This window comes from Nitrospira sp. KM1 (assembly GCF_011405515.1).
Lineage (GTDB): Bacteria > Nitrospirota > Nitrospiria > Nitrospirales > Nitrospiraceae > Nitrospira_C.
In genome coordinates, this window is the sequence record NZ_AP022671.1 from 3,889,382 (window position 1) to 3,913,070 (window position 23,689).

General features: G+C 56.7%; 20 protein-coding genes. 18 read left to right on the forward strand and 2 right to left on the reverse strand.

Annotation, left to right across the window (positions count from 1 at the left end):
* Nucleotides 1-49 precede the first annotated feature (49 nt).
* From W02_RS18310 to W02_RS18370, 13 genes are all read left to right on the forward strand, one after another.
* Nucleotides 50-598 carry an RNA polymerase sigma factor gene (locus W02_RS18310; RefSeq protein ID WP_173050348.1) on the forward strand — a complete coding sequence of 183 codons (549 nt, stop codon included), beginning with the start codon at nt 50-52 and terminating at the stop codon, nt 596-598.
* Entirely contained in the window at nt 595-1,662 is a 1,068-nt protein-coding gene (locus tag W02_RS18315) for a FecR family protein (RefSeq protein WP_173050350.1), read from the forward strand. The genes W02_RS18310 and W02_RS18315 overlap by 4 nt, the downstream gene beginning before the upstream one ends.
* Nucleotides 1,663-1,823: 161 nt before the next feature.
* Nucleotides 1,824-4,382: a TonB-dependent receptor gene (locus W02_RS18320; protein WP_173050352.1), complete on the forward strand. Its 2,559-nt coding sequence runs from the start codon at nt 1,824-1,826 to the stop codon at nt 4,380-4,382.
* 183 nt (nt 4,383-4,565) lie between these two features.
* Nucleotides 4,566-5,087, forward strand: a complete 522-nt coding sequence (locus W02_RS18325; protein WP_173050354.1) for an RNA polymerase sigma factor — start codon at nt 4,566-4,568, stop codon at nt 5,085-5,087.
* Nucleotides 5,088-5,163: 76 nt separating this feature from the next.
* Nucleotides 5,164-6,159 carry a FecR family protein gene (locus W02_RS18330; protein ID WP_173050356.1) on the forward strand — a complete coding sequence of 332 codons (996 nt, stop codon included), beginning with the start codon at nt 5,164-5,166 and terminating at the stop codon, nt 6,157-6,159.
* 98 nt (nt 6,160-6,257) lie between these two features.
* The gene (locus W02_RS18335; RefSeq protein WP_173050359.1) at nt 6,258-8,843 is read left to right on the forward strand and encodes a TonB-dependent siderophore receptor; all 2,586 of its coding nucleotides are present in this window, start codon (nt 6,258-6,260) and stop codon (nt 8,841-8,843) included.
* 137 nt (nt 8,844-8,980) lie between these two features.
* Nucleotides 8,981-10,501, forward strand: coding sequence for a PepSY domain-containing protein (locus W02_RS18340; protein ID WP_173050361.1), 1,521 nt, complete (start codon nt 8,981-8,983; stop codon nt 10,499-10,501).
* A gap of 407 nt (nt 10,502-10,908) precedes the next feature.
* A complete protein-coding gene (locus tag W02_RS18345) occupies nt 10,909-12,243 on the forward strand; it encodes a nodulation protein NfeD (RefSeq protein WP_173050363.1) in 1,335 nt (444 codons plus the stop codon).
* A gap of 1 nt (nt 12,244) precedes the next feature.
* On the forward strand, nt 12,245-13,024 hold the full coding sequence (locus W02_RS18350; RefSeq protein ID WP_173050365.1) for a slipin family protein: 780 nt from the start codon (nt 12,245-12,247) through the stop codon (nt 13,022-13,024).
* Nucleotides 13,025-13,267: 243 nt separating this feature from the next.
* Nucleotides 13,268-13,822 carry an RNA polymerase sigma factor gene (locus W02_RS18355; protein WP_255458534.1) on the forward strand — a complete coding sequence of 185 codons (555 nt, stop codon included), beginning with the start codon at nt 13,268-13,270 and terminating at the stop codon, nt 13,820-13,822.
* 40 nt (nt 13,823-13,862) lie between these two features.
* Nucleotides 13,863-14,867, forward strand: a complete 1,005-nt coding sequence (locus W02_RS18360) for a FecR domain-containing protein (RefSeq protein WP_173050370.1) — start codon at nt 13,863-13,865, stop codon at nt 14,865-14,867.
* Between the two features lie 169 nt (nt 14,868-15,036).
* Nucleotides 15,037-17,544: a TonB-dependent receptor gene (locus W02_RS18365; RefSeq protein WP_173050372.1), complete on the forward strand. Its 2,508-nt coding sequence runs from the start codon at nt 15,037-15,039 to the stop codon at nt 17,542-17,544.
* Nucleotides 17,545-17,986: 442 nt separating this feature from the next.
* Nucleotides 17,987-18,286: a TonB-dependent receptor domain-containing protein gene (locus W02_RS18370; RefSeq protein WP_255458535.1), complete on the forward strand. Its 300-nt coding sequence runs from the start codon at nt 17,987-17,989 to the stop codon at nt 18,284-18,286.
* A gap of 598 nt (nt 18,287-18,884) precedes the next feature.
* Here W02_RS18370 and W02_RS18380 read toward each other — a convergent pair.
* Both W02_RS18380 and W02_RS18385 read right to left on the reverse strand, forming a co-directional pair.
* On the reverse strand, nt 18,885-19,262 hold the full coding sequence (locus W02_RS18380) for a type II toxin-antitoxin system RelE/ParE family toxin (protein ID WP_173050378.1): 378 nt from the start codon (nt 19,260-19,262) through the stop codon (nt 18,885-18,887).
* Between the two features lie 6 nt (nt 19,263-19,268).
* Nucleotides 19,269-19,601, reverse strand: coding sequence for a hypothetical protein (locus W02_RS18385; protein ID WP_173050380.1), 333 nt, complete (start codon nt 19,599-19,601; stop codon nt 19,269-19,271).
* Nucleotides 19,602-19,682: 81 nt separating this feature from the next.
* Here W02_RS18385 and W02_RS18390 point away from each other — a divergent pair, with 81 nt between their 5' ends.
* From W02_RS18390 to W02_RS18410, 5 genes are all read left to right on the forward strand, one after another.
* Nucleotides 19,683-19,964, forward strand: coding sequence for a hypothetical protein (locus W02_RS18390; RefSeq protein WP_173050382.1), 282 nt, complete (start codon nt 19,683-19,685; stop codon nt 19,962-19,964).
* Between the two features lie 108 nt (nt 19,965-20,072).
* Complete coding sequence (locus tag W02_RS18395; protein ID WP_173050384.1) at nt 20,073-21,638, forward strand: PepSY domain-containing protein; 1,566 nt, start codon at nt 20,073-20,075, stop codon at nt 21,636-21,638.
* 3 nt (nt 21,639-21,641) lie between these two features.
* Entirely contained in the window at nt 21,642-21,953 is a 312-nt protein-coding gene (locus W02_RS18400) for a DUF3325 domain-containing protein (RefSeq protein WP_173050386.1), read from the forward strand.
* Nucleotides 21,954-22,095: 142 nt separating this feature from the next.
* Nucleotides 22,096-22,596, forward strand: a complete 501-nt coding sequence (locus W02_RS18405; protein ID WP_173050388.1) for an RNA polymerase sigma factor — start codon at nt 22,096-22,098, stop codon at nt 22,594-22,596.
* A gap of 14 nt (nt 22,597-22,610) precedes the next feature.
* Nucleotides 22,611-23,600: a FecR family protein gene (locus W02_RS18410; RefSeq protein WP_173050390.1), complete on the forward strand. Its 990-nt coding sequence runs from the start codon at nt 22,611-22,613 to the stop codon at nt 23,598-23,600.
* Nucleotides 23,601-23,689 lie beyond the last annotated feature (89 nt).

A 23,689-nucleotide genomic window follows, 5' to 3' on the forward strand; every position in this document is an offset into this window, starting at 1 on the left:
GAATCTGAACATTCCCATCCGTGCCCAAGCAGTGGTAACGTCCAGCCCCATGAGCGAGCAGGATGGTGTATACGCGGAGCCATTGCCGGCCTCTCCGTGGAGTGCCGCGTTCCGTCAATACGCCCAAGAACTGCAGCGGTTTCTGCTGCGCCGTATCGGATGTCCGGATACCGCAGCGGATCTCGTGCAGGAGACATTTCTCCGCGTCGCGCAACTGCCTCTCACGCCTCAACCCGATAATCCACGCGCCTTTCTGTTTCGCATCGCCTCCAATCTGGCGATAGACGAGCTGAGAAAAAACCAGGTTCGCAAGCCGTATCAGGCGCCGCTCGAAGATGCCGAGCATGTGCCGAGTGCCGCTCCTACCGGCGAACAGGCGGTCTTCGACAAGCAGAGAATGGAACTGCTGCAACAGGCACTTGATCAACTGCCGCCGCGCTGCCGCACGGTCTTTATCCTGCGCCGTATCGAAGGGTATAGCTATGAGGAAATCGCCTCGCGACTGGGACTCTCCGAGCGCATGGTTGCCAAGGAGATCAACCGCGCTCTGGCTCACTGTCAGGAGGTGTTGTTGAATAAGTTGACGGAGCTATCATGATCTCCGGGGACAGCCTCGGCGGCTGGTTCGTCACAAGAAGAAGGGGTATAGTCGGCTCTGCCATGACGGGTCAGGAACCAAAGGCCTATTCAGCGCCGAAGACAGAGGGCGCCCGCCTCCTGATGAAGGAGGCGACCGATTGGTTCGTGCGCTTGGGCGCCTCGGATGTCACGTCGCATGAGCGTGTGGAATTCGAACGGTGGCGTCTGCAAAGTCAAGCTCATGAACAGGCCTTCCGCGAAGTCACTTCGCTTTGGGATGAGTCGGAGCTCGAAGCCGCTGCTCTGCACACGAAAGCGGCTCTTGCCGAGATTCCGTACCGGCCCCGGCCGGGTCTGCGCGTCTCATGGGCATGGGGTTGGGGAGCAGCGGCGGCCATGCTTCTCTTGTGTCTCGGCTGGCTCGTGCACGACGCCATGTGGTTCAGATGGCAGGCGGATTTCATCACCGCGACGGCCGAACAACGGATGATCGAGCTTCCGGATCGTTCTACGGCGTTGCTCAATACCGGCAGCGCCATTGCGATCGACTTCAGCGGCGGAAGCCGGACCGTCCGCCTGCTGCGCGGTGAAGCGCTGTTCACGGTCCAGCCGGATGCGGGAAAGCCGTTCATCGTAAAGAGCGGAGCGGTAAACGCTCAGGCCGTGGGCACGGCATTCGCCGTACGGGCCAATGGTCATGATGTGGCCGTCACCGTCACGAGAGGTCTCGTGGACGTGTCGAGCGACCGGGCACCGGATTCGGCGGTGCGTCTCGAACAAGGGCAACAGGTATTCGCCGGCGATCAGGGAGTGGGCGCCGTCCATGCGGTCGACCTCTCAATGGCCGTGGCATGGTCGCGCGGGCAGCTGGTGTTCGTGCGGACCGCTCTGTCCGATGTCCTGGAAGAAGTCAAGCGCTATTATCCCGGTTATGTATTGCTGTGGTCCTCCAAGGCGCAGCACGTGCCGGTCACCGGCATCTACAAGGTCTCTGATCCCGCTCGGATTCTGAATATTCTCGCAGAATCGCTCCACCTCGAACTGACCCGCATGTCCGACCGCGTCATCGTCCTGCACGACTAATTCTGAACAAGCTTCGTTGTTTTTACGTCGGAAGAGCACCGGTGTTCATGCCCGCTCCTCTATCCGAAACCTTTTTCGGCGAGGAGAGGGGGGACAATGTTTCGCCGTGATCCGTCCTAGGTGGGTGAGAGACGTGAACAATCTGCAAAAGGAGAACGGACATGGTCGGTCGGGCAGTGGGAGTTTTGCGGTCAAAGTTGGGAATGTGCGCGGTGCTGTGCGTGGGGATCGTCCTTTTTGCGACGGCTCACAGTCGGCAGGCTGTTGCGGCCGAGGTCAATTCACGTAACACGGTTCAACAATTCGACATTCCCTCCCAGCCTCTCAGCGGCGCCCTCAAGGATTTCGCCCTTGCGGCTGGATTGCAGCTGAGCTTTAACGACGATCTTGCAGCAGGAAGAGTCTCCCCAGATGTAAGGGGCAGCTACACAAATGAACAGGCGCTGCAATTGCTGCTTGCAGGAAGCGGGCTTACCTACAGGTTCAGCGGCGGCGACACCGTGATTGTAGAGCGCGACTCCTCGTCCGGCATCGTGCCGGGAATGGTGGGTGCGGGAGCCGCGGGTGCGGCGGCAGGAGCTGCGGCTGGAATGACTGCCACGGTCCAGAAGCCGGTCAAGGTGCCGGAGATCATGGTCAAAGACGTGAAAGAGCGTGATAACGATACGAAATCCTATGTCGCGGAGGAAGCCAATACCGCGACCCGAACCGATACGCCCATCAAGGATGTGCCGCAGTCCATACAAGTCATCACGAGGAAAGTCATCGAGGAACAGCGCACGTTCAGGTTGCAAAATACGCTGGAGAATATTTCGGGTATCAATGCAACGGAATCAGGTGCGTCACTCTACGACTCTCTCATCATTCGAGGGTTTACGGCTACCGACCGGAGTTATTTCCGGAACGGGCTGATCGATCCGTTCGCGCAGTTTACGGCTTCCGACACATACAATATCAGGCGCATCGAAGTGCTCAAGGGTCCCGCCTCGGTGCTGTATGGGCAGGGTGATCCGGGCGGTGTGATCAATCTCGTGACGAACAGGCCGTTGCCGAATGCGGCCTATATGGCCAACGTGACGCTGGGCAATTTCAATTTCTATCGGTCTGAACTCGACGCGACCGGACCGCTCAATGCGAGCAAGACGGTGATGTATCGCCTCAATGTGGCCGGGCAAAAGGCACATAGCTTCATCGACTATGCGAACCGAGACCTTGCGGCGATCGCACCGGCCGTCACGTGGCTCATGGGCTCGCGTACGACATTGACCGTGGAAGCCGACTATCTGCGTCGCTGGAGCAACGATCCGTACGGACTTCCGGCCCAAGGCAGCTATCTTCCCAACATCAACGGTCCCATCCCGAGAGAGCGGTCGGTCACGCTTGGCCCGTTCAGTACGTTCAATCGGACCTCGTACCGTGTCGGCTACGACCTGACGCATCAATTCAACAACGACTGGTCGATCCGCAACGCCTATCGGCATACGATCGCCGAAGATGATCGCAACAATCTGTACGCCAGCGGCACCACTCTCGATCCGGATGAACGGACGCTTCAACGGTTTCAGGTCTTGCAGCCGGCTGTGAACCGGAGACACGCGCACTCCATGATCACGAACCTCGTGGGACACCTGCGCTTTCTGGAAATGGACCACACGCTTTTGACCGGCTTCGAATTACGGCAGGAAAAGGTCGACCAATTCCAATTTCAGTTCGACGCCGCGCCCCCGCTGGACCTGTTCGCTCCGAACTATGGGCTTCCGCCGCTGCCGTTTACCAATCCGCCGAGTTCATTGACCGGCGATACCCAGACTGCCGGGTTTTATGCGCAAGATCAGATAACGATCTTGCCGCAACTCAAGTTGTTGGCGGGCCTGCGATTCGACTATGTGCATCAAAGCACCAATAACAGCCCTGGCGGAACACAACCGGACCAGAAGGCCGACAACAACGCCGTCAGTCCAAGGGTCGGTGTCGTGTATAGCCCCATCGAGCCATGGTCGTTGTATGCGTCCTGGACCCGGGGGTTTCAGCCGAATTCTCCGTCGAACTTCAACCCGAACGGCGATCTGTTTAAACCGGAGCGATCCACGCAATACGAAATCGGGACCAAGTATTTCTTTCTGGACAACCGCGTGTCGGCCACCCTCGCCTGGTACCATCTGACCCGTGAGAATCTGCTTACCCCCAGCCCGGACCCCGCACAGGCGGTGCAGGGCTTCTCCGTACAGACCGGCGAGCAACGCAGTCAGGGTATTGAATTGGATGTGACCGCGCAGCTGACCTCGGGGTGGAACGTGATTGCGAGCTATGCCTATACGGATGCGGAAGTGACGAAGGACAATACGCCGGCGCTGGTGAACCAGCGTCTTTCCAACGTTCCCTACAATAAGATGACGCTCTGGTCGACGTATTACTTTCAAGAGGGTGCGTTGAAAGGCTTTGGAGCGGGAGGAGGAATATTTGCCTATACCGGACGCAATGCGACCATCTTCGATCCCACGCTCCCTGAGATTCCCGGCTATGTCAGGGCCGACGGAGCGCTGTATTACAATCACGAACTGCAGCCAGGAAATTGGCTGGGAGCAAAGATGCTGAATATTGCGGTGAACATGCGCAACTTGCTCGATCAGCGGTATGTGGCCACTTCGTACAACGGCTCGAACCAATTTTTCTTCGGCGAACCGCGCACTGTATTGGCGACTGTCGGCTTGAGGTTCTGAGCGGCACGGACTCAGACCGATCGGTTTGCGATGGCTGATTGTATGGCGAACGGTACCAGTTGAGTGAAAGTTCCGGACCGGGCTGGTGCCTGACAATTCCGGAAACTGAACATTCCCTCCGCGCGGCTCTTTGTGCTAGCGTCGGCCTTCTTTGAACGGGATCGTGACGGAAGGCATGGGCCGATGACGTTGTCGTTTGCGCATATCGAAAGCCTCTTTCATCAGTACCGTGACGAGCTGATGCGCCGATTGACCACCATGGTACATTCGCGCGACGCTGCGGCCGATCTGGTCCAGGAAACGTATCTACGGCTTGTCCGCTTGGCCGATACCCAATCAGTCGAGCAGCCCAGAGCCTTGCTCCATCGAATTGCGACGAACCTGGCCATCGATCACATCAGAGCCAACCGCAGCGGACTGACGGCGCCGGAACCCTTGGAAGCCGCGCTGGAATATCCCTGTCCGCTTCCCTCCCAGGAACGGGTGCTGATCGGGAAAGAACGGCTCCGGGAATTCATCGGTGTCATCGAAGGGCTTCCTCCTCGCACGAAGGAAGCGTTCTTGCTCTATCGCGTCTACGGGTATTCGTACCGTGAAATCGCTCAGCGGATGGAGATTTCGCTTAGCGGCGTGGACAAACACATCAGGCGTGCGATCGAGCAAACCTGTGCTTCTCTCGACTCGCCCGACAACGAAGACGAGTGAGAATATTGGCGTGTCAACTCGTCACACTATATACTGGCCCTCCTTGTTGAAGCCTCTCAAGCGTTCGAGGGACCCTATGCAGTCTCCGGAGAATCGCGAATACCGGGTGCCTTCGAAACCGGAACAACGCCTGATTCGCGAGGAAGCCATCGGATGGCTCGCGCGCCTGAGCGATCGGGAGGCCACTCCCGAAGACCGCCAGGCCTTCGAGCAATGGCAATCCCAAAGCCCGACACATGCGACTGCCTATAAAAAAATTTCGCACGTATGGCGTGATCCTCAATTGGATCAGGCCGCTCTAGAGGTAGCGCAAGCGGAAAGGGCACTCGATCATCAACATGTCTCGCCGTGGCGCCAGCGGCGCCAGATATATGCCATGGCGGCTTGTCTTGTCGTACTGCTCCTTGGGGCCATGTATTTCGATCTCGTGACGACCCTGCGGGCCGATCAACAGACGGCGGTCGGTGAACGCCGGACTGTGCGGTTGCCGGATCAGTCACTGGTCACGCTGAATACACAGACAGCGATTGCGATGGATTTCAGCGGAAAGGCACGCCGCGTGCGCGTGCTGAAAGGCGAAGCGTTTTTTCAGGTTCAGCATGATCCGAATCGTCCCTTCATCGTTGAAGGCGGGGAGACGGCGACCCGGGCCGTCGGCACCGAGTTCGTGGTCCGTCATGGACAGGGTTCCGACCGTGTCACCGTCGTCGAGGGTGTCGTCGAAGTCACTTCTCACGTCAGCGACAGCGTCTCGAAAGAGCGACTGGTCGCGGGAAACATGATCGAAAGTGACGGCGGACGATTAGGGCAGGTGAAGCCGGTCGATGCTTCCCTAGCCTCGGCATGGTTGCAGGGTCTGTTGATCGTCGACGACATCCCTCTGTCTGATGTCGTCGAGGAAATCAAACGCTATTATCCGGGCACGATCGTGTTGTGGAATCGCGAGATCGGTGCCCGGCACGTAACCGGAACCTACAAATTGGATGATCCCTCGAAGATTCTGTATCATCTCACCAAGACTTTTCCCCTCCGCACGGCCAACCTGGCCGATCGCGTCGTGATTCTTTTTTGAGCCTCAAAGAATAATTTTCTTCACCGGTTCCAAACCAGGTGCGAAAACCCGGGCCTCTTTCCGTCTACTGACACAGGGAACGGACAAGGAGGCGGTGGATGCTTACGATCGGACGATGCGGGATTGCAAAACAGGCTTTTCAAAAACTGGCAATGGGAGTTGGTTTCTTCCTGGTAGTGGCCAGCGGCCCGCTGATCGGCAGCAGTCTGGCTCAGGAGGGGGGCGCAGAGCTGAAAAACGACACGGCGATTGATTTTCACATCCCCCCGCAACCCTTGGGTTCGGCGCTGAATGCGTTCGCCGTGGCAAGCGGCTGGCAGATCAGCGCATCGAGCGAATTGACGAAAGGGACTGATTCCGCCGGTGTTGTCGGCAACTATTCGCGTGAGCAAGGTTTGCATAACTTATTGTCCGGAACAGGTCTCACCTATCGGATGGATGGCCAGCAGATGGTTACGATTGAACGGGATGCATCGTCCGGTGTCGTGCCGGGAATGATGGGTGCGGCAGGCGCTGGGGCAGCGGCCGGAGCAGTGGCGGCTGAAAATGCGGACGGTGCAGTAATGCAAAATCCTCAAAAGCCGGTCAAGGTTCCCGAGATTATGGTGAAGGACGTGAAACAGCGTGACGACGATACGAAGTCGTATGTGGTCGAAGAAGCGAACGCGGCAACCAGAACTGACACGCCAGTAAGAGATGTTCCGCAGTCGATTCAAGTGATTACACGCAAAGTGCTTGAAGAGCAGCGGGTGTTTCGAGTCCCAGATGTGCTGCAAAATATTGCCGGAGTGAACCCCAACAGTAACCCATCCGGCATATTTGACAGCGTGTTAGTTCGCGGTTTCCTGCTCTCGAATCGAAACTTTTATCGCAATGGGCTGTTCGATGGAACAGCCGGACAATTGGGGTCAGATACCTATAATATGCAACGCATCGAGATGCTCAAAGGTCCGTCAGCTGTCCTGTATGGACAGGGAGATCCCGGCGGGATTCTTAACATCGTGACCCGCAAACCGATGCCGAATCCCTCCTATGCCGGTAACGTGACGCTTGGGAATTTCAATTTCTATCGGTCAGAGATCGACGCCACCGGCCCGTTGAATGCCAGTAAAACGCTCATGTATCGCCTGGATGTTGTGGGTCAGAAAGCGAACACTTTTATCGATTACGTTAGTCAGGATCTCGTTGGGATCGCACCGACGGTCACGTGGCTGATGGGTTCACGCACGACCCTGACTGTCGAAGCCGATTATCTAAAACGGTGGAGTAACAATGTGAATGGGGTGCCGGCACAAGGATCGGTGCTCCCCAATATCAATGGAGAGCTCCCTCGGAATCTCTATGTGGGGCTGGGAGATTTCGACAAGAATAATCGAACCTCCTATCGCATTAGCTATGATCTGACGCATCAATTCAACAATACTTGGTCCATCCGCAATGCCTATCGCTATTCCCAGCTTGAATACGATCAGTTGACGGCATCGCCAGGAACTCTATCAGTAATAAACCAGCGCATATTGACCCGTTCTGGCTCGAACAATGCCTCAGGGCTTGCTCGTGAACATCATCACGACATGATTACGAACCTTGTCGGGCATTTTCGCATCTTTGAGATGGACCATACCTTATTAACCGGGGTGGAATTTCGGCAAGATATGGTTGATCCATGGGTGCGCACGAGTAATAGCGTCGCTCCGATTGATCTGTTTGCCCCTAATTATTCATTCGGACTTGGTACGGTTACAGGAACATCCTCCTTTAAAGGAGATACAAAGAACGCTGGTCTTTATCTGCAGGACCAAATCGCTCTTTTACCCAATCTCAAATTTATGGGAGGGTTTCGATTCGACTACATTCATCAAATGCAGAATCTAAACTGGCAGGCAGGTAGTCCCCAGCAGACATCTGACGATACCGGCATAAGCCCTCGCCTAGGCCTTGTTTACCAACCGATTGAACCCGTGTCCCTTTATACTTCTTGGATGCGAGGATTCTCAGCGAATGCACCGGGCTCGTTCAATCCGACAGGTGAACTATTTAAGCCAGAACGGTCGACCCAATATGAGATTGGAGTCAAGACATTTTTCTTGGAGAATCGAGTATCCACCACGCTCGCTTGGTACCATTTAACGCGTGAAAATCTGGTTACACCTGATCCGGATCCTGCTCGTGCCTTACAGGGCTTTTCGGTACAAACCGGCGAGCAGCGGAGTCAAGGAATTGAATTGGATGTCACGGCCAGTTTAATTGCTGGCTGGAATATCATTGCTAGCTATGCCTATACCGATGCCGAGGTGACTCAAGACAACAATCCAGCTCTGCTGCACAAGCGTTTAGCAAATGTCCCCTATAACAAGGCAACAATCTGGTCCACTTACCATTTTCAGGAGGGGGCTTTGAAGGGATTCGGTCTTGGTGGTGGCGTGTATGGCTACACGAGACGGAATTCCTCGATCTTTGGACCACAAGTCAATGATCCTGGGTACGTGCGCGTGGATACAGCGCTATATTACGACCATGACTTGCCGCAAGGTAATTGGTTGGGAGCCAAAGTGTTGAACATGGCGGTGAATCTTCGCAATTTGTTAGATCAGCGATATATCGTGCAGTCTAGCAATAGTACTACGGCCTTTCAGTTTGCCGAACCACGGACGATATTAGCCACGGTGGGATTGCAGTTTTGACCATTTATGGAGAAGATGACGTCCTGGGACAGGTAGTGGTCATGTGATAAACAACGCCGGAATCAAGGCAATGTCTACATAAGAAGTGGCGATAGATAAACGACAAGATTTTCCGATTGATATCATGGGCGCCATCGATGAAAGACAGCATCACCCAATCGATGGACTGGCTGCACACGTGGGGCGGGTTGCTCTCCGGCTGGCTGCTATTTGCGATTTTTCTCACCGGCACACTCACAGTCTTTGAAGAAGAGATCACCTATTGGATGCAACCCGAGCTGCATCCACTCCCTATTTCTTCTCCTCGTCTCGAAGCGGTGACGGATCAGTTGAGCCGGTTGGCCCCAAAGGCCGATTGGTGGCGGATTGAGCTGCCCAGCGATCGGATGCCAATCGCCGAAATCTGGTGGCAGTACCAAGGGCAACGTGTCCATCGCATCCTCCATCCTGCCACAGGGGATGTAGTGGTTTCACGGGACACGCGCGGCGGCGACTTCTTCTACCGGTTCCACTACCACTTGTTGTTGGATCGGCTTGGCATCTGGATTGTGGGGGCCGCCGCCATGGCGATGTTGACCGCGTTGGTGACGGGACTGGTCATTCATCACCGGATCTTCAAGGACTTTTTTACGTTCCGGCCCCAGGCAGCATCGCATCGCGCCTGGCTGGATGCCCACAATGTAACCAGCGTGCTGGTGCTGCCCTTTCATCTGATGATCACCTTTACCGGCCTGGTCATCATGTGGTCGATCTACATGCCGGCGGGGCTGCAGCTGGTATATGGGGGCGACGTGAATCAATTCTGGGCTGATATTGAGTCCCGCACGCCGCGCGGGCCGAGCCAGCAGGCGGCTCCCTTAGTCTCTCTCGCGGACCTTGAGCGGCGGGCTCGACCCTACTGGCAAGGCGGGCAGACCAAGCGGATCTTTGTAAGACATCCTGGAGACCGGCACGCGACTGTGGAAATTTCTCGCCGGTCGGATGATCGCTTAGCGCTGGTCCATGACCGGGTGAGCTTCGATGGCGTCACTGGGGAGATATTGGATGTCCAGACCACGTATGGACCGGCGTTCTTGACCCAAACGGTGCTCTCCGGGCTGCATTTCGTGCAATTCGGCGGGCCTCCCATGCGCTGGCTCTATTTCCTCATGGGGCTGGCGGCCAGCGCCATGATCGCTACGGGGTTGGTATTGTGGATCATCAAGCGGCGAGAGCGTCAGGCACACAGTTCACCGGCGCTGAGTTTTCACCTGGTGGAAGCCTTAAACGTATCCGCCGTGGCCGGGCTACTGGTCGCGACTGGTGTGTTCTTCTGGGTGAATCGGTTGTTGCCCGTTGAGCTAGAGCAGCGCGCGCTGTGGGAGCTGCGTTGTTTCTTCATTGCATGGACCTTGTGTGCAATACATAGCTTTATGCGGCTCAACTCGGTCGATGCCTGGAAAGAACAACTCACGATCTGTGCGCTGTTGTTTGGATTCTTGCCTCTGCTGAATGCTATGACCACAGGCACGAATTTAATGGCAAGCATCCCACACGGATTATGGAGTGTAGCAGGTATTGACCTGACAGCCTTGGCCATGGGAGTGCTACTTGGTTGGACGGCCTGGAGCCTCGGTAAATGTTCTTCGCACCATATTGCTGCTCTCAGATCGATATAGCAGTGAATTCAACGGTTGTTCCGCTTCCTGGGGGATTGAAGGGGCATTCTACATTTTCACTGTGAACGTCGTGGTTGTTACGGCGTTGGGGAACAGATTGAGGGGACATTCTGATTGTGGTCGGCGGCTCACTCCACATGGTCGCAAATTCAGAATGTTTACGTTTGCACTCCCACTCCAAAGAGACCCTCGCACCTTTTTGCTTTCGGCCACGTTTGATTTTTGATGCCGGCCGCCTAGGGACAGTTGCCTCTGTCAGCATCGCGGCCTGCAAAGTATCTCGATGGATCTTCACCGATATCGGTATGCTGCCCTTCCCCCTTTCTTGACAGGGTATCAGGTGGCCCGTATGCTCAACTAAAGAGATCCGCTGTACGTCCGCTCCGCTCGGTGGGGAGAACCTTTCGATGTTCCACTCCTGCACCCGTCTCCGACGCCCGTTTCTCCTTCCGATTGTCTTGATTGTTGCGATTTTTACCGGGTTGCTGGCCGGGCCGCTTCCGGTGCGTGCCGAGCCGCTCGTCTTGGTGGCGACCTATGACGGCGTCATCAATCCGGTCTCCGCGGAGTACATTCACGATGCCATAGCGGCTGCGCAGGAGGGTGGAGTTCAAGCCCTGATCATCCGTCTCAATACGCCCGGCGGCCTCGACACGTCTATGCGGCTCATCATCAAAGACATCACGGGGGCCACGGTTCCCGTGGTCGTCTACGTGGCGCCGTCGAGCGGACGTGCCGCGTCCGCCGGCGTATTCATCACGATGGCGGCGCACGTGGCGGCGATGTCACCCGGCACGAATATCGGCGCCGCCCACCCCGTCGCCATGGGAGGGGGCGACATGGACAAAACGATGAAGGAGAAAGTCGAGAACGACTCGGTCGCCTACCTCAAATCCATCGCAGAGCAACGGAAGCGCAATGTCGCCTGGGCTGAAGATGCCGTCCGGAAAAGTGTGTCCGTCACCGAGCGGGAAGCCATGAAGCTGAAGATCATTGATCTGGTTGCCGAAGACATGCCGGCGTTGCTGAAACAACTCGACGGCCGCACCATTGCGCTCTCGTCGGGTCCGATCGTGTTGCACACCGCGGGAGCCGCCACCAGAGAGTTCGCCATGGGTCCGCGGCTCGAATTTCTCAAGACGCTCAGCGATCCGAACATCGCCTATCTGCTGATGACGGTCGGGACGATCGGCCTGATGGCCGAATTATACAACCCCGGGGCGATTCTTCCGGGAGTCGTTGGCGCGATCAGTCTGATCCTCGCGTTTTACGCGTTCCAGTCATTGCCCGTGAACTATGCCGGTGTGCTGCTGTTTCTCCTGGGCATCGTCTTTTTTATTTTGGAAGCCACCGTCACGAGCTTCGGTTTGCTGGCCATCGGCGGGGTCGTCTCGATGATCCTCGGATCGGTGATGCTGATCAAAACCGACGCCGAGTTCCTGCAGATTTCCTGGTCGGTCATCGTGCCCATGGTGGCGCTCGCCGCAGGCGTATCGCTCCTGCTCGTGGGAATGGGAATGAAGGCGATGCGGCAACCCGCGATGACCGGACGTGAAGGAATGGTCGGTTCGGTGGGGGTCGTTAAAACGGCATTGATCCCACGCGGACAACTTGCCGTACATGGCGAACTGTGGGAGGCTATCAGCGAGCAACCCCTTCAACCGGGCGACGAAGCTGAAGTGACGGGTGTGGAGGGATTGCGGTTGCACGTGAAACCTCTCTCTCAGAAGAAAGTCGTGTGAGATGGATCTCTTCGCGAGCCCATTAGCGGTTCTGGCCCTCGTCGTCGTATCGATCCTGATGGGCTTCAACGTCCTCCGTGAATACGAACGAGCCGTGATCTTTCGATGGGGACGATTGGCTCGCGGACTTGTCGGGGGCAACGGACCGGGGGTGGTGATCATCATCCCATTCATCGACAAGCTGGTTCGCGTCAGCATGCGGACAGTGACGATGGACGTCCCGCCTCAAGACGTCATCACCAAGGACAACGTCACCGTCAAGGTCAATGCCGTCATTTATTTCAGGGTCGTGGACCAGGAGCAGGCCATCATTCAAGTCGAAGATTACCTCTATGCCACCTCCATGATGTCGCAGACGACCCTTCGTAGCGTGCTGGGACAGAGCCAGCTCGACGACCTGCTGTCGAAGCGGGAACAGATCAACGCCGACCTCCAACGCATCATCGACCAGCAGACCGAGCCCTGGGGCGTCAAAGTCACAGCCGTGGAAGTAAAAAACGTGGATCTTCCCCAGGAAATGCAACGGGCCATTGCGCGGCAGGCGGAAGCAGAACGCGAACGCCGCGCCAAAGTGATCCATGCCGAAGGTGAATTTGAGGCTTCGCAACGTCTGGCCGACGCCGCGAATGTCATCAGCCGGAATCCGGCGGCCTTGCAGCTCCGTTACCTGCAAACGCTGGTCGAGATCGCCTCCGATAAGAATTCCACCACCATCTTTCCCATTCCCGTCGATACCATCGCGCCTTTCCTCGCCGGCCTGACGAAACGCACGGAGCCATAGCGTTGCGCTCCGGCAGTCCTTTCACTCATGGAGAGATACATTGTGAAACCCCTAAGCAGGGAGAAGCAGGCATATGTTACGGCTGTTTTGGACGTTCATGAGCTTTTCCGACGGGTTTCGACTCGGCAGTCTGGTCTGCCGATACGCCTGGTCATGATCCTACTTTCCGGAAACTGAACATTCCCTCCTTGGTCTCGTTCCACTATATTTGCCCTTGGCTGACTGGAAACCTGGTTCGACGCAATGTTCGACCCAAAACCTGATTTCTGCCCGCATCCATTCACAGATTCACCCGTCTTCCACGTCTTCACATCATGCGTGAAGGAATTGCGGTCCTTTCTGACGAGAAGATTGGGTTGTCCCGAGACAGCTGCCGAACTCGTGCAAGAAACATATATTCGGTTGGCGACGAGACAAGAACAGGATCCGCATGTCAATCCGCGCGCGCTGGTGTTCCGCGTGGCGTCGAATCTTGCGACCGATCATGCGAGACATCAGAGCGTCAGAGAGCGGTTTGATGGAGGAACTATCGACGAAGATGCATTGGTGGCCCCCGTTCCGTCGCCGGATGCGGCGCTCGCGGAGGAGCAAGAGAGAAAACTTCTGAAGCTAGCCATTGCCGAATTGCCGGAGAAACGGCGGATGGTGTTCCTCCTACGCATGTCTCAGGAGCTGTCCTACAGCGAAATTGGGAAGCGTCTGGGCATATCGGTGAGTGCCGTTGAAAAGCATATCAGCAAGGCCGTCTTGCATTGTCGCGCTCATGTGGAACGCCATCGTGGGAGTCGGGCGGAGTGAGTGAGGCTTTCATCCGTATGATCGTTGTGTAAGGATAGGAATGCAGAGCGCCTTCTTTGACATGATCGATCCGAGACCCTCTCAGCACACCCTCGTCGAGCAGGCTGTCGCGTGGCTCGTCCGCCTGCAATCAGATCACGTGACCGATGCGGATCGGGCACGATTCACTGCCTGGTATGAGACGAGTGACGCGCATCGGGTCGCGTATACGGAAGCGAAAGATCTTATGGGGCGGCTCCACCAACCGGCGCAAGAACTGTGGGATGAGCAGGTTCTGACCCCTGTTCCGGGAGCAGGGCAAATGGTTCGAGGACTCATTGGGCGGTGGATCCCTGCCACGGCAGTCTGCGCGGTTTTGGCCCTGGCCGTGTTCGTGCTTTGGAATGCCTTCACGATTGAAGCGCCTGGGACGATCAAGACCGTCAAAGGAGAACATCGTACGGTCAATTTGGAGGATGGATCGACTGTCTTGTTGAATGCGGAAACGACGGTGCGCGTCGCGTTCACCGATCAGCATCGCAGTATCGAATTGATCGCGGGAGAAGCGTCGTTTGTCGTCGCCAAGGATCCACAGCGGCCGTTCGAAGTCACAGCCGCTCATGGCATGTCGACGGCACTGGGAACCGAGTTCAATGTCCGGCTTCACCGATCGGCGACAACCGTCACCGTTGTCGAAGGGGTGGTGCAGGTGTCGCAGCAACGAGATCAGGCTCACGTCTCAGCACCAGTGCGCGTGCATCCCAGGGAGACCGTGAGTTATTCCAAAACTGGCGGCATAAGCGCCGTCGTTCCGAGCGATGAAGTGATGAGCCTTGCCTGGCAGCGTGGTCAATTGGTCTTCAACAAAAAACCCCTGGCGGAAGTCGTCGAGGAATTGGACCGCCAGTGGACCGGCCACATCTTCGTGGCCGGCACTCAGCTCAGACAGCTTCCGGTCAATGGTGTGTTCGACATTCATGACGCATCCTCCGCCGTGCGGGCTATCGAACGCATCCTGCATGTCCGCTCGGTGACTCTCCCGCTCAATGTCATTGTGATCTATTAAGGAGCTGGCTCCGCCTTGCGGTGCCTGTCCGGTTCTCCCGCGCCGTTAACGATACGCACGCCTTCAGAGGTCGCCTCCAAAAAAAGTTTTAATAGCCGGTGTGGGTTCAGTTTGGCTGTCCGTTGTATCGCTATGAGATCAGCGGTCAACCTCTAGCCAAGGAATGTTCATGCGGCCTTTCGGCGTCAGCGTTTCACTAATCGTGAGAATCGGTGTCTTCTGCCTTCTGGCCTTGGGGTGGGGGTTTTATGATGTGCGGCCTGCCGCTGCGGCAGAGGAGAATCAGTCCTCCAGCTCTCGCCAGTTCGATATCGATGCCCAACCACTCGGCTCGGCCGTCGCCGCGTTTGCTGCCGCGACGCGGTATCAGGTGCTCTATGGCGAGGGGATCCACCAGGACACACCGACCAAGGGAGTCAAAGGCACGTTCACCCCGGAAGATGCGCTGAAACACCTTTTGGAGGGAACTGGAGTCACCTACCGGTTTACCGACGATACGACGTTCACCCTGGAACGGGATTCATCGTCCGGTCTGCCAGGCTTGGTGGGAGCCGGGGCAGCGGGCGTGGCTGCTGGCTCAATGGCTGCCGCTGATGGATCTGAGGAAGCGGCTCAATCTGTTCAGAAGCCGGTGAAGGTGCCGGAGATTACGGTCAAGGATGTGAAACAACGCGATGACGATGCGAAGTCCTATGTCGCCGAAGATGCCAGCACAGCGACTCGAACGAATACCCCGCTTATCGATGTGCCCAGTTCGGTTGAAATTGTAACCAGAAAAGTTATGGATGATCAGCGAGCTGTGAGATTGGAGCAGGCTCTTCGCAATGTCAGCGGAGTGGTCACCAATGAGATCGTCGGGCGGGGAATCAACAATGACGTCACGGTCTGCCGCGGGTTCGCCTGCGGATATTTTAAGAACAACCTCCGCAACGACAATGGCCAGCAAGTGCTGACCTATCGTGATGTCGCCAACATTCAACGTCTGGAGGTTCTGAAAGGGCCGCCATCCGTTCTATATGGACGCAGTGAGCCGTCCGGCATCGTGAACATCATGACGAAACAACCCCAGGAAGAAAAGTACGCGTCGCTCGAAGCGATCTTCGGCAGTTATGGCCTCTACCGGCCAATGGTCGATATCACCGGACCGCTTAACGAGGAAAAGACGTTGTTGTACCGGGTCAACGCCGCCTATGAAAACTCGGAGAGTTTTCGCGACATCGTACGCGGCCAACGATATTTTGTCGCGCCGGTCTTCACCTGGAAGATGGACAACAAGACCACGCTCACGATCGAAGGAGAATACATCAAGAACTATGCGACATTCGATCCGGGCCTTCCGGCGCTCGGATCAGGAGCGCCTGCCGTGCCGAACAGCCGGTATTTGGGAGAGCCATTTGCCCATCAGGATACGGAAGAAGGGCGAGCGGGGTTTGTGCTGACCCATCATCTGAATAGCAGTTGGCGCATCGAGAGCCTGATGCGGGCTGATGTGACGCACAGGCGTACCCTGGCGGTCTTCACCAACGGGGTGCTGCCAGGCAACCAACTGGTGAGTCGGTCCGCGCAAGATACGATCAGCGATGCCCACAGCTATTATTGGCGGAACGACGTCATCGGGAACGTGGCGACGGGATCGGTGAAACACACTGTGCTTGGCGGAGTCGAACTGGGCAGGCAGGATCGTTCTTCGGCGCTGGGCGGGATTCTGATCAATCCTCTGAACATGTTCAATCCGGTGTACGGCCAGAATCCTCCCCTCAATATTCCTATTACGAACCGGAGCGATGCCTTTGCGAATGCCGCCGGCGTCTATCTCCAAGACCAGGCGGCGTTGCTCGATAATCTGCATCTGTTGATCGGCGCCAGAGGCGACTACTTCTATCAGCACAGTAGCGCGGGTATTGCGGCAAGAACGGAGACGAAGGCGGAGAATTGGGCGTTCAGTCCCCGGATCGGCATGACCTTCCAGCCTGTAAAGCCGGTTGCTATTTATGCCAATGTCACTCGTTCCTTCAATCCACAGTTCAACGTATTGGGCAATGCGGACAACCAATTCAACCCGGAGACGGGGACTCAGTATGAAGCCGGCGTCAAAACCGATGTGGTTCCAGGTCGCTTGACCAGCACGTTGGCGTTTTACCGAATCGTGAAGCGCAATGTCGTGACCGTGGATCCATTCAATCCGTTGCTGTCGGTTCAAACGGGGGAACAACGCAGTCAGGGCATCGAGTTCGACGTTGCGGCGCAATTGTTACCGGGATGGAAGGTCATCGCAACGTATGCCTATACGGATGCACGAATCACGTCCGACAATTTCTTTCCAGTCGGAAACCGTCTGCCGTTGGTGGCACGGCATACGGGTAGTCTCTGGTCGACCTATGACTTTCAGGCGGGGCTCCTTGAAAATTTCGGCGTCGGCGGCGGTCTGTTTGCCGTGGGCGAGCGTGCCGGTGATCTGAATAACACCTTCGAAATTCCAGGGTATGTGCGGGCGGATGCGGCATTGTACTATCGAAAACCAGACATATTTACGCATACCAATTTGATAGCCCAATTGAATGTGCAGAATGCGTTTGACCAGCCCTACTATACCGGCGGGGCTGGGAATCGGTCGGCCGGTTTCTTTCCGGGTGCTCCCCTGAGTTTCATCGGATCCGTTAAATTGGAATTCTATTGATGAACGGAGGCTGATTGAACTTCCTAGGATTTAACAGACACCGTTGAGAGGCAGATTAAGGAGCATTCTACATTGTGGTCGGCGGCCGAAGTCCACATGGTCGCGAAACTCAGAATGTCCCCGTTCGTCAGCCGTGGAGGGTTCGTTTCTTCTCTGCTCTGACAGGAGGAGCGTTCACAGTTCTTCGTACACACTCCGACGGGGCCAGCAAAGATGACATCAATGCAGGATTCACGATCATCGAGCCGATAGATGATGCGATACGTCCGAATGCGATAGGCCCGCAGCCCGGCTAATTCAAACCTAAACGCATGTCCGGCAACTTGGTGCTACGAGAAGTTCTTTGATCCCCTGCATGATCTCGCGCTTGACTTGAGGATCGAATTTCTACACGCTCGGTGGCTTCGCGAGTATAGCGTGCCCGATACCTATTCACACGCCCATGGTTGGGCTCGTTGTGAAGCCGTGGCACCATGTATCAGTCTGCGGAAACTACATTGAAGCTCTGCAACAGGGTTCCACGGCACCGCTGACGGCCGCCAATGCAGACGAAGTCTTTGCACCATTTGTCTCGAAAGGATATGAAGCTGGCGTCAAGGCGGATCTCGGCCGCATTGCCTCCACATTGGCGGCCTTTCAGATCACAAGACCGAGCGCTTTCGTCGACCCTTCGACCAATGTCTTCGGCGTTGATGGTGACCAACGCCATCGTGGATTGGAGTTCAGCGTCTTCGGCGAGTAATGGAGGGTGTTCGCCTTCTCGGCGGCACCAGCTCTATCGACGCCGAGTTGACGAAGACTCAAGGTGGTCACCAGTCGCGTCACACGCCTCCTCGCAATATGTTAATTTTGCAAATACGCAGAAGACTCGAGAATGGACCCAATGGGATTTCGGTGCTCGATATCGGTTTGAGCGACCTGGCGGCAAACCGATCACAGTTCGCCTCAATATCGACAACCTGCTCAACACGAACGCATGGTACGGGGGAAATTTCGCTTCTGGCTGGATCACTGCACGCGATCCACGCACCTTCTTGCTCTCGGCGACCTTTGATTTTTGAAATGCGAATTGACAACTTCAGGCGAGGCAGGCTGTTCCTGAAAGCAACGTGATAGGTCCGCATGTCTCTGTTTTCCTGAACTCCATAGGAGAGTTCTCACTCACTCTCGCGATTTCTGGAAACGGAACATTCCTTTTCCCAAATGGTTGTGCTAGCCATGGTAAGAAACGAGGTATGCTGGTCAGATGCATGCTACAGACCCTCGCACCTTCTGCTCTCGGCCACATTTGATTTTTGATGATCGCGATGGACGGCCCGGGGAGACTGGCACTTTTCCGATCAGCGCCTGCCTCCCGTTACAAAGAGCGGGACTGGCACCGGCAAAGCCGCAAGATTTCGAGGGGCGGGGATCAAAGAGGCTGGAATCTTTTCACGACCCTTTCTTGAACATATCGTAGTCGTAAATCGACTGATGATGACCGATGTAGCGAAGCTCGACATGGTTGGGGTCGAGAAATTTGAAGATGACACGATACGCGCGATCGACTCGAAGCTCCAGACCTCGTGATGCTTGGGATGTAATTTATCGCTGTGAAGGGACGGATGAAAAGGATTCTCTCGGAAGAGGTCGGTCTTGGTGGAGGCTTTCCGCTGAATGGGCTTGGGAAGTTTGGCGAACAGTTTGTCGAAGGTTGCCGTCGTCGACAGTTCGAGCATGATCGGCTAGGCGATCAGTTCTCGCAGCGACTTGCGTTTGGTCACCCTTCCCGCACGGTGGTCCTTTTCGGATGCGTCCAACGCGCTCAGAAATTCTCGGCGATAGAGACCGATCGAGTTGCAGAACGACTCAAAATTCTTTTTCGAGACCTCGAATTGAAACCTGTTGCGCGTCCGCTTCACGACTTTTGCGGCCAAGGTCATAATGTTGTGATTGTTTCGTGTTCCGGTGCAGAGGACAATCCTTCGACAATCAATGGAGAGAGGGCATGATCCATTGGCGCGAGAGGGATCGTACCCGGCTCGATACGGAATGGCAACCGGACGAATGAATGTCAAGGCAGTTATTCCAGTTGTTAGGTGATATTGATGGCGGTCGCGGCGGAGCAGTCAGGACTGTCTGATCGGATGGCAGTTTCAATGTCTAACCGACAGTGGCCCAGTGTGCTCGCACGGATCCTGCTCGTGGTGGTCGGTGGGTACGCGGCCGCTGCCGGTTGTGTCGCCGGATTGTCCGCGGCGTTGACCTTAACAGGTATGGAGAGGAGCGATGCGGTTGTCCTCGCCTCCATGCTTGGTTTTCTCGTTTATCTCGTGCTGCTTCTCTGGGGCTTCACCGAACGCCGGCTCTGGCGGCTCGGCCTTTGCCTCGCCTTGTGGATCGGCGCCGGCTTTGGTTTCGCGCGACTGATCGGATTATGATGGAGATTGGCTGCATGGACCGTCGCCACTCCTTGTCCTGGCTAGCTAGCTCAGGATACGGGACGGGCATACCTATGGCTTTTGCCGATTTCCCCGGGGGACCCTGATATGGAATCCTCGTTCCGCCGTTCCATGGATTGGCTGCACACATGGGCGGGCATCATTTTTGGCGCGTTGCTCTTCGCCATTTTCTGGATGGGCACACTGGCGGTTTTCGACAGGGAGATCGACAGGTGGATGCTGCCGATGACCCGGCGGGCGGCTGTGGAGTCCGCCATCTCGTTTGAGCAACTCCGGCCTTTCCTCGATACGGCAGCTGCCGTCAAGGCGCCGAATTGGTCCGTCGTCTTCCCGACGGACCGCCAACTCGTGCCGTCGGTGCACTGGCGAAAGGGAGAGGAGCAGATCCGGCGCTATTTGGATCCCGCGACGGGAATACCGCTGCCCGGTCCCGGCTCCTGGGCAGGCTCGCAATTCCTCTATCCGTTCCATTATATGCTGCACATCAAGCTGTGGCAGTTGGGGATGTGGATAGTCGGACTGGCTGCCATGGCCATGTTGGCGCTCTGTGTTTCCGGCATCGTCATTCATCGCACGCTCATCGCCGATTTCTTTACCTTTCGGACCCGCGGCAAGCCGCTCCAGCCGATCCTGGATCTTCACAATGTCACCGGCGTGCTCGGTTTGCCGTTTCATGTCCTGATTACGCTGTCCGGCCTGATCATCTTCTTCGCCAATTATTTCCCGATCGGGTGGCAAGCGACCTATCCGACTCGTGAAGCCTTCAACGCGGACGCCTTCGGCACCTATAGCCGCCCAAAGCTGAAGCAACCAGGGTCGCTGGCCTCGCTCGATGAGATGATGAGAGAGGCGCAGCGGCGCTGGCAGGGAGAAGCGCCGTCACAACTAACGGTCTTCCATCCCGGCGATGCCGCTGCCTATGTGCGAGTCGTCCGGCTCACGCACGATCGGGTCACGCGCCAAGTAGACAGCGTATATTTCGACGGCGCAACGGGCCAATTGCTCCAACAGAATTCCGCGCTCCGTCCGGTCATGACGACGCAACGGTTTATTTCGGGTCTGCACTTCATTCAATTTCGGCATTGGACGCTGCGGTGGCTCTATTTCGTGCTCGGTCTGTCCGGCTGCGTGCTGATTGCGACCGGCTCGTTGTTCTGGATGGAGACGCGGCGCGAGCGGCATGCGCGGTCGAATCTCTCCGGAGTCCGCCTCGTCGAGGGGGTGACGATCGGCAGCGTGACGGGCCTCATTCTCGCTACACTGGCATTTTTCGTCTCGAACCGCTTGCTGCCGCTCGAGGCCACGTTGCTGGGATACGACCGCGCGGCCTTGGAAGTTTGGATCTTCTATCTCACCTGGCTGATCACCTTTGCGCATGCATGGCTGCGGCTCAAGCAAGCCTGGATCGAACAGTGCAGAGCCATCAGCGGGCTGGCTATTGCCGCGGTATTCTTCAACTGGCTGACGACCGGCGATCACCTCGTGTCGAGCTTGGCATCCCGTGAGCTCTGGCCGGTGGCGGGAATGGATCTCCTGTTGCTCGTGAGCGCGCTCACGGCCTGGCTCGCCGCGCAGAAGCTCCGGTATCGCACAGTGCCGCACCAGCCCCGTCATGAAGCCATGCCCGTCGCCGAGCCGCAGGGCTTCGGATAAGGCATGGCCGATGTCCTGTCTCTCGGCGCACTGTTCGGGTTGATCTTTACAGGGCTCATGCTGCTTGCGCTGAGTCAGAAGCACCACTGGCGCGCGCTGCGAGGAACCTCCCCGCGGCCTCGCACGCGGATCCTCGTACATCGCGTCATTGCCGGATCACTCCTGGCGTTGAGTCTCCCGCTCACCCTTTGGCGTGACGGCCCAGGCTTCGGCTCGCTTCTCTGGGGCACGCTGCTCTCGATTGCCGCATACACCACGACGATGATTCTCAGCCGTCGTCCCGGTTGGCTGAAGGCCGTTGCACGGCTGCTCTAGCAGAGGGCTGCCCTCCGTAATCCGCTCATTGTCAGCTCTCTGAGTTATCGTGTTCCGGAAACGGAACATTCCTTTTTTAAGATTCTCTGTGCTAGCGTGGCCCGCTCGCAAGGAAGGGTTTTGTTATTGCGGAGGAGTTATCTTGGCGACGGAAAAGGATCTGGGCGCGTTGTTTCTTGCGCATGAGCCCGAGCTGCGCGCCTATCTGACGCGAAAACTCCGCTGTCCGCATATGGCTGCCGATTTTACGCAGGAAATATTCTTGCGTTTTGCCGAATTGCCCGCAGCCAACGTCATCGACAATGTCCGATCGTACCTCTATCGCACCGCGCACAACCTGATCATCGATCACTTTCGTAAGGAGGAACGGCAGCAAACCTTCTCGACGGATCATGAGGCGCTGCTGGCCATTCCGAAGGAAGCCACCGCGATCGACGATGCTCTGGCCGCCCAACAAGAACTGTTGCGTCTTCAGACGGCTGTACAGCACTTGCCGGCTCGGACACAGTTGGTGTTCAGGCTGAATCGGATCGAAGGCCTGACGTATACGGAAGTTGCACGCCGCCTGAAGATTTCCGAAAGCTCCGTTCAGAAACATCTGACGAAAGCGCTGGCGCACGTGATGAAGTGTCTTGAGACGTAACGGGATGAGATGACATGATGAGTGCGGTTTCCATTATGAAATCACGCGAGGATCTACAGGCCGAAGCGGCCGAATGGGTCGTGCGGCTCGGCGCCGAATCCGCCACCGATGAAGATCGTGCTGCCTGTGTCAAATGGAAGGGACAGAGTGCAGCGCATCAGGCGGCTTTCGATTATGCCGATCGCACATGGCGCCACCTGGCGATGTTGGATGCCACTCCGGTCGCTGTCCAGTCTTTGGCGATTCAGCCTCACACGAGGCGATCGAGGCGGGTGCAATGGCTGGGACTGGCGGCCTGTTTTGCCGGTCTTGCCATCGTACTGTTTCTGCAGTTCGATGCGCTGCGAACGATGGTCATGGCCGACTACCGGACAGGCAGCGGGGAGCAGCGCCAGATCTCGTTGCCCGACGGCTCTACCGTTTTCCTCAATACCGCCAGTGCAATTGCGCTTCGTTTTGATGACCACGCGCGACGGGTGGAACTTTTGAGCGGAGAGGCGCTGTTCGTCGCAGCTCCCAAGCAAGGTTCTGAATCCCGCCCGTTCGTCGTGACCGGAGGCGAGGGGAGTGTACGTGCTTTGGGAACGCAATTTATCGTACGCCGGTTCGAGCACGCGGACGAACTGACTGTCATCGAACACTCTGTCGAAGTGTCGGTCGATCGCCACACGCAAGCTGCGGCTCCGGTTATCGTCGAGGCCGGCCAGCGAGTACGGTATGATGGCCGGTCTGGCCCCGGCTCAGTTGCTGATGTGAACATCGAACAGGTGACTTCATGGCAGCGGGGCCGCTTATTGTTCGATCGTATGCCGCTGGCGGAGGTCATAGCGGAGATCAATCGCTATCGGCGCGGCCGCATCGTGATCATGAACTCGGATCTGGCGACGCGACGCGTGAGCGGTGTCGTCATGATCGACAAAGTCGACGATTCACTCTCCATCATCGCTTCAGAGTTGGGCGCTCGAACGGCTTCTCTGACCTCTTACCTCACCCTGCTCTACTGACTCCTTCTCATAGCGTCTACAGTTGTTATTGGAATTCACCTGGTTTCTGCACTGTTTAGGCGTGAAGCCGGCGCCTTCTGCCCTGACCG